Source organism: Actinomadura verrucosospora, assembly GCF_039540335.1.
Classification (GTDB): Bacteria; Actinomycetota; Actinomycetes; order Streptosporangiales; family Streptosporangiaceae; genus Spirillospora; species Spirillospora verrucosospora.
In genome coordinates this window covers 62,090-69,314 of the sequence record NZ_BAABEV010000046.1, presented here as the reverse complement: position 1 = coordinate 69,314, position 7,225 = coordinate 62,090, and the positions used below count along the sequence as shown (strand labels likewise).

General features: G+C 73.0%; 7 protein-coding genes. 5 read left to right on the top strand and 2 right to left on the bottom strand.

Annotated features, from left to right (window positions below; translation table 11 throughout):
* Both ABD944_RS34685 and ABD944_RS34680 read left to right on the top strand, forming a co-directional pair.
* The coding region (locus ABD944_RS34685) for an alpha-glucosidase C-terminal domain-containing protein (RefSeq protein ID WP_345184097.1) at positions 1-587 on the top strand (587 nt) is incomplete at its 5' end.
* Positions 584-2,089 carry a maltokinase N-terminal cap-like domain-containing protein gene (locus ABD944_RS34680; protein ID WP_345184095.1) on the top strand — a complete coding sequence of 502 codons (1,506 nt, stop codon included), beginning with the start codon at positions 584-586 and terminating at the stop codon, positions 2,087-2,089. The genes ABD944_RS34685 and ABD944_RS34680, both read left to right, overlap by 4 nt.
* Positions 2,090-2,143: 54 nt before the next feature.
* On the opposite strand, the gene ABD944_RS34675 is transcribed toward ABD944_RS34680, so the two are convergent.
* A complete protein-coding gene (locus tag ABD944_RS34675; protein WP_345184093.1) occupies positions 2,144-2,911 on the bottom strand; it encodes a GntR family transcriptional regulator in 768 nt (255 codons plus the stop codon).
* A gap of 214 nt (positions 2,912-3,125) precedes the next feature.
* On the opposite strand from ABD944_RS34675, the gene ABD944_RS34670 reads away from it, so the two are divergent.
* The 3 genes from ABD944_RS34670 to ABD944_RS34660 all read left to right on the top strand — a co-directional run bounded on the left by ABD944_RS34670 (position 3,126) and on the right by ABD944_RS34660 (position 6,269).
* Positions 3,126-3,344, top strand: coding sequence for a hypothetical protein (locus ABD944_RS34670; RefSeq protein WP_345184091.1), 219 nt, complete (start codon positions 3,126-3,128; stop codon positions 3,342-3,344).
* Between the two features lie 333 nt (positions 3,345-3,677).
* Positions 3,678-5,909, top strand: a complete 2,232-nt coding sequence (gene glgB / locus ABD944_RS34665; RefSeq protein WP_345184089.1) for a 1,4-alpha-glucan branching protein GlgB — start codon at positions 3,678-3,680, stop codon at positions 5,907-5,909.
* A 9-nt stretch (positions 5,910-5,918) separates the two neighbouring features.
* Positions 5,919-6,269, top strand: a complete 351-nt coding sequence (locus tag ABD944_RS34660; RefSeq protein ID WP_345184087.1) for an ACT domain-containing protein — start codon at positions 5,919-5,921, stop codon at positions 6,267-6,269.
* A gap of 4 nt (positions 6,270-6,273) precedes the next feature.
* Here ABD944_RS34660 and ABD944_RS34655 read toward each other — a convergent pair whose 3' ends face one another.
* Positions 6,274-7,131: an NUDIX domain-containing protein gene (locus tag ABD944_RS34655; protein ID WP_345184085.1), complete on the bottom strand. Its 858-nt coding sequence runs from the start codon at positions 7,129-7,131 to the stop codon at positions 6,274-6,276.
* Between the last annotated feature and the right edge of the window lie 94 nt (positions 7,132-7,225).

Below are 7,225 nucleotides of genomic sequence, written 5' to 3'. Positions count from 1 at the left end.
CCGTCCTGTACTACGGCGACGAGATCGGCATGGGCGACAACATCTGGCTCGGCGACCGCGACGCCGTCAGAACCCCCATGCAATGGACCCCCGACCGCAACGCCGGCTTCTCCGCCTGCGACCCCGCCCGCCTCTACCTCCCGGTCATCATGGACCCCATCTACGGCTACCAGGCCGTCAACGTCGAAGCCCAGGCCAACAACCCCGGATCCCTGCTCCACTGGACCCGCAAGATGATCGAGATCCGCCAGCGCCACCCCGTCTTCGGCGTCGGCTCCTACGTCGAACTGTCCGCCTCCAACCCCTCCGTCCTGGCCTTCACCCGCGAGATCAACGGCGGGGACGCCAACCAGTGGGGCGGCGCGAACACGGTCCTCTGCGTGAACAACCTGTCCCGGTTCCCCCAGCCCGTGGAGCTGGACCTGCGGCGCTTCCGGGGCTCGTACCCGATCGAGTGCATGGGCGGCGTCCAGTTCCCGGCCATCGGCGAACTGCCCTATCTGCTGACCCTTCCGGGGCACGGCTTCTACTGGTTCCTGCTTCCGCCGCCGCCGGACGAGCAGGAGCCGGGAGAGGGAGTGATGTGACCGTGGCGCCGTCCGCTCCGCCGACCGACACCTCGCTCGTCCGGCTCCTGGCCGGCTGGCTGCCGCGGCAGCGGTGGTTCGGCGGCAAGGACGGCCCCATCCACGACCTCGCCATCGGCACCGCCACCGAACTCCGGTCCGGCGACCCCTCCCTGCACCACCTCGTCCTCGACGTCCGACAGGACGGCACCACCGACCACTACCAGCTCCTCCTCGGCGTCCGCCGCGACCTTCCCGAGCATCTGGCGCCGGTCGCGATCGGGCATCTGGAGGACCCCGAGCAGGGCATCACCGGGTACGTCTACGACGCCGCCCACGACGCGGAGCTGACGCGCCCGCTGCTGGACCTGATGGCGGACGACCGGACGGTCGGGCCGCTGACCTTCCGCCGCGCGCCCGGCACCGGCATCCGCACGGACCTGGACGGCACGCCGATCCCGGGCGAGCAGAGCAACACCTCGCTGATCTTCGGCGACGCCTACATCTGCAAGCTGTTCCGCCGCCTGTCCCCCGGCGTCAGCCCCGACCTGGAGGTCAACCTCGCGCTCTCCCGGCGGGGCTGCGAGCACGTCCCGAGCGTGCACGGCTGGATCGAGCTGGAACCGGGCGCGCTGGGCACCGCGGAGGGCACCGCTTCGGGCGGCCCCGCGGGCGGCGCGGACTCCGGTGGCGGGAACGAGCCGGTCACGCTCGCGCTGCTGTCGGAGTTCCTGCGCACCGCGACGGACGGCTGGCAGCTCGCGCTCACCAGCGTCCGCGACTGGTTCGCCCAGCCCGCAACGCCGGGGCCGCCGCCGGGGCCGTCGCCCGCGCTCACCGCCGGCGACGCCGGCGGGGACTTCGCCGCCGAGGCCGAACGGCTCGGCGCGGCCACCGCCGAGGTGCACCGCGACCTCGCCGCCGCGTTCGGCGTGACGCAGGCGCCGCCCGAGCTGCTGCGGGAGATCGTCTTCTCGATGCACGAGCAGCTCGACCAGGTCAGCGCCGCGGTCCCGCAGCTGCGCCCCTACGCGCCCGCGATCCGCGAGGTGTTCGACCGGGTCGCCGCGGAGGCGTCGCCGCTGCCGTTCCAGCGCGTGCACGGCGACTACCACCTCGGCCAGGTCCTGCGCACCGACTCCGGCTGGACGCTGCTGGACTTCGAGGGCGAGCCGGCCCGCACGCCCGCCGAGCGCCGGGCGCCCGCGCACCCGCTGCGCGACGTCGCCGGGATGCTCCGCTCGTTCGAGTACGCCGCGCGGTTCCTGCTGGCCCGGGAGGGCGACCTCCCGCCGGAGACGGCGGACGCGCTGGAGCTGCGCGCCCAGGAGTGGGCCGAGCGGAACCGGGCGGCGTTCTGCGCCGGCTACGCGGCCGCGGGCGGGCCCGACCCCGCGGCGCACGCGACGCTGGTCCGGGCCTTCGAGTTCGACAAGGCCGTCTACGAGATCCGGTACGAGGCGCGGAACCGGCCGTCGTGGCTGCCCGTCCCGCTGCGGTCCCTGGCCCGGCTCGCGAGCTGACCGGGCAGGCGCCGCGCCGGGCCCGCCCGCACCGGCCCTCGCTCGGCCGCCGCGTCACAGGTCGATGGCGTAGTCGAGGACGACCCGGTCGGCGGGCAGCACGATCTCGCGGCAGACCTCCATGACGCCGGCGCGCGCCAGCATGCGGCGGGTGATGGCGAGCACCGGCACCCCGCCCGCCATGTTGAGGGTCTCGGCCTCCTCGGGCGTCGGCATCCGGGAGCGGACGGCCTCCTCGACGCGGGTCGGCGGGTACCCGAGGTAGGCGAGCTGCGCGAGCGTCCCCCCGGGCCAGGGCTCGCGCGCCGGGTCGGCGACGGGCGTGTCGCCGACCACGTCCCACGGCAGGTAGTTGACGGAGATCTGCTGCGGCTCCTCGCGCGCGTAGAAGACGAACCGGCGGCGCAGCAGCTCGGTGCCGGACGGCAGCTCGAACAGCGCGCCGAGGTCGTCGTCGGCCCGGACGCGGGAGAACTCCCGGTCCAGCCGGTACTCCTCCCAGGTGATCCTCTGGTCGCGGGTGAACGTGGTCTCGGGGACCGCCGACGGCCCGGCCACCGCGCGGTAGCGGTCCATCGCCACGCGGCGGGCCGGCGGGACGGTCCGGACGCGCGTGCCTCCGCCGCGGCGGGTCTCCACCAGGCCCTCGCCGCGCAGCAGCGCGACGGCCTGCCGCACGACGATCTCCGAGACGCCGTGGACGTCGCACAGCTCGGCCAGGGTCGGCAGCCGCGTCCCCGGCGGGAGGCTGCCGTCCCGGATCCCCTCTCGCAGGGTGTCGGCGATGCGCAGGTAGGCGGGACGCTCCGGCACCGGCGTCACCTCCCTCTCCTCGGGCGCGCCCCCCGGCCTCCTGCCCGCGGCCACGTTCGAACAGCGTTCGACGCCGCGTTCGATCCTGCTCGCCCCTCCAGTCATCCATACCTTCCAGGCGCTATCCGCGGGGGCACGGTCCGCTTACGGACAGCTTGACACCTCTCAGGCCGAGTAAGACTTTTGTATACAGAAGAGCGGCCTCGGGGAAGGGACGACCTTGATGGGCGACTTCGAGGATCTGAAGGCGGCCATCGAGGGCGAGTTTCCGGGTTGGCAGGTGTGGCGCAGCGACGCGGGGCGCTGGTACGCGACCCGCAGCGGCGACCTCACCGATGCGCAACTCCAGGCGGGATGTGCGATGACGGTGGCCGCGGACGACTCGGAGGGGCTCCGGCGGGTGCTGCTCGACCAGGCGCGCGGGGAGCCCGGAGAACGGTGACGGGAGGCGGGAGAGTCGGGGCGGCCCGGTCCGCGCGCGGGGGCGGACCGGGCTGGGACAGGCCGGTACGGAAGGTACCTGTGTCGCTCAGGTGACACAGGAATGGAGCCCAGGGCGGTGGGGTCGGGGTCACCCCTGGGGCGAGGTAGACGTGGCCGCACGGACGGCACATTCGGCGCGACCCCACGACGAAGAGTCGTGCCGGCCGTGCGGCCGCAACATCCGCACCGGAATGCCGGGTTCGCGAAAACAGGTCGGTCCGTCATGTGAGAGCGCCCGTTCTCGGGGCAACCTCTTGGGGTAAACGGCTCAGTGACGGGAGGCCATGACGTCATGGCACGGGTGACGCGCGCGGAGATCGATCGACTCGTCGGCGGCGACCACCATGATCCACACGGCGTCCTCGGGGCGCATCCCGGTCGGGACGGGGTGGCGGTGCGGGCGTTGCGCCCGCTCGCCGAGAAGGTCGAGGTCGTGCTGCCCAGCGGCGACCGCCACCCGCTCCGGCACTTCCACCAGGGCGTGTTCGTCGGGACGCTGCCCGCCGGCACGTCGCTCGCCGGCGCCGAGAAGGACCGGGCCCCTCTCGCCGTCCCCGACTACCGGCTCGCCGTCACCTACGGAGACGGCGTCGAGACGATCCAGGACGACCCCTACCGCCATCTGCCGACGCTCGGCGAGCTCGACCTGCACCTGATCGGCGAGGGACGGCACGAGGAGCTGTGGCGCGCGCTGGGCGCCCGCGTCCGCTCCTACGCGTCCGCTCTCGGCACGGTGGAGGGGACGGCCTTCGCGGTGTGGGCGCCGACGGCGCGGGGCGTGCGGGTGGTCGGCGATTTCAACCACTGGGACGGCCGCGCGTACCCCATGCGGTCGCTCGGCTCCACCGGCGTGTGGGAGCTGTTCGTCCCGGGCGTCGGCGACGGCACGCGCTACAAGTACGAGATCCTCGGGGCCGACGGCGTGTGGCGCGCCAAGGCCGACCCGATGGCCCAGGCCACCGAGACCCCGCCCGCGACGGCGTCCCGCGTCTTCACCTCCTCCTACGAGTGGGAGGACGGCGCGTGGATGGACGCGCGCAAGGAGCACGACTGGCTGCACGAGCCCATGAGCGCCTACGAGGTGCACCTCGGGTCGTGGCGTCCCGGGCTCGGCTACCGGGAGCTGGCGGAGGAGCTGACGCAGTACGTCAGCGACATGGGCTTCACGCACGTGGAGTTGCTTCCGGTCACCGAACACCCCTACGGACCGTCCTGGGGCTACCAGGTGACGTCCTACTACGCGCCCACGGCCCGGTTCGGCGACCCCGACGACTTCCGGTACCTCATCGACCGCCTCCACCAGGCCGGTATCGGCGTCATCATGGACTGGGTGCCCGCCCACTTCCCGAAGGACGAGTGGGCGCTGGCCCGGTTCGACGGCACCGCCCTCTACGAGCACGACGATCCGAAGCGCGGCGAGCACCCCGACTGGGGGACGCTCGTGTTCAACTTCGGCCGCGCCGAGGTCCGCAACTTCCTCGTGGCGAACGCGTCGTTCTGGCTGGAGGAGTTCCACATCGACGGGCTGCGCGTGGACGCCGTCGCCTCGATGCTGTACCTCGACTACTCGCGCAAGGAAGGCGAGTGGACGCCCAACATCTACGGCGGGCGGGAGAACCTGGAGGCCATCTCCTTCCTCCAGGAGATGAACGCGACGGTCTACAAGCGCAACCCCGGCATCATGACGATCGCGGAGGAGTCCACGGCGTGGCCCGGGGTCTCCCGCCCGACCCATCTCGGCGGGCTCGGGTTCGGGTTCAAGTGGAACATGGGCTGGATGCACGACACGCTCGAATACCTGCGTCACGAGCCGGTGTTCCGGCACTACCACCACAACGAGATCACGTTCTCGCTGGTGTACGCGTTCTCGGAGAACTACGTCCTGCCGCTGTCGCACGACGAGGTCGTCCACGGCAAGGGCTCGCTCCTGAGCAAGATGCCGGGCGACTCCTGGCAGCAGTTCGCCGGGCTGCGGGCGCTGCTGGCCTACATGTGGTCGCATCCCGGCAAGCAGCTGCTGTTCATGGGGCAGGAGTTCGGGCAGGGCGCCGAATGGGCGGAGGAGCGCCCGCTGGACTGGTGGCTGCTGGACAACGCCTCCGAGGGGGCCAACCATCTCGGGCTGCAGAGGCTCGTGCGCGACCTGAACCACGCGTACCAGGGCGAGCCCGCGCTGTGGACGCGCGACAGCGACCACGACGGGTTCCGCTGGATCGACGGCAACGACGCCGGCGGCAACACCCTGTCCTACCTGCGCTACGGGACGGCCCCGGACGGCGGCGAGCCGCCCGTCGTGGCGTGCGTCGTCAACTTCGCCGGGAACCCGCACGAGAACTACCGGGTGGGCCTCCCCCGCGTGGGCCGGTGGCGCGAACTCGTCAACACCGACGCCTACGAGTACGGCGGCAGCGGCGTCGGCAACCTCGGGCGGGTCGAGGCGGCGCCGGAGCCGTGGCACGGGCTGCCCGCGTCGGCGGAGATGCGCGTCCCGCCCCTGGGGGCGGTGTGGCTCGTCCCTGAATAGGGTGACGGGATGCGCCTGCACATCGTCCCCGGCCAGTTCATGGTGGAGCACCTCCCGCACGCGACGTTCCCGGAGGACGACGAGTGGGTCGCGCTCATCCGCGCTCCCGAGGGCCTCACCGTGATCCGGGACGCCTCGCCGTTCGCCGAGACGGAGCGGTGGGTCGGCTTCTACGGCGACCCGGACGGCGGTCTCGCCACGCCCGGCGTGCTCGCCGGCGTCGTGGGGCCGCTGGCCGAGGCCGGCGTGCCCGTCTTCGTCGTCTCGACGTACCACTCCGACCTCGTGCTCGTCCCGGAGCACCGGTCGGAGGCGGCGGCGGGGGCGCTGCGCGACGCCGGCCACCGCGTAGAGAACTGAACGGCTAGAGGCGTTCGAGGAGCCAGCGGGGGCCGACGACGGCGGCGCCCGCCTCCTCGCAGCGGGCGCGCAGCTCCCGGTCGGCCGTGACCACCAGGTGGTCCTTGTCCGGGGCGCCCCGCCGGACGAGGTCGACGATCGCGTCGTCGCCGCTGCCGGGCGCGGCCACGACCCGCAGGCCGTCGACCGGCTCGTCGGCGACGCTCCGCGCCGCGCCCTCAACGACCAGGACGACCTCCGGAAAGCAGCGGTCGTAGGGGAACAGGCCGCTCGGCAGGCCGCGCACGCCGCCGTCGAGGCGCTTCAGGTCGTCGCGGAGCCGCGCGTTCGCGCCCGCCCTGTCCTTCCACCAGCCGTCGGCGCGGGCGCCCACGACGTTCGCCGCGTCCACGACGAGGACGACCCCGCGCATCGCCTCCCGCACGCGGGGCCAGCACCGCGCGAACGGCTCGAACAGCTTGCGGCCGGTGACCTCTTCCTCGCGCACCCACTCGGCCCCGCGCGTCTCCCGCGACGCGGGCAGCACGTGCGCGCGCTCCGGCAGCGAGCCCACGACCGAGGTGAACGACCATCCGCCGTGGTCCTCCACGCTCGTCCCGTGGACGCGGACCGTCGTCGTGTCGAGCGTGCACTCCTCGGACGTCTCGCGCAGCGCGCCGGTGACGACGTCCTCGTGGCTGTGCAGCGCGCCGCCGAACATGCCCCACGTCCCGCCGCCGAGGCCCCACCACGCGCGCTGCTGGAGCAGCACCCACGTCTGGCCGGAGGAGTCGCGGTGGTAGGCCAGAAGGCCCGCGGCGCCGAACCGTCCCCAGTGCGTGTGCCCCAAGCCGCAGCCGGCCCAGCCGTCGCCGTCTCCCATGCGTCCGACGATAGCGCCGCGGACCCGTGACGAAGGGCACAGTGCCCTCACCCGCCTCGCCGAATACGATTCGGGGGTCACCGTGATCAAGGAG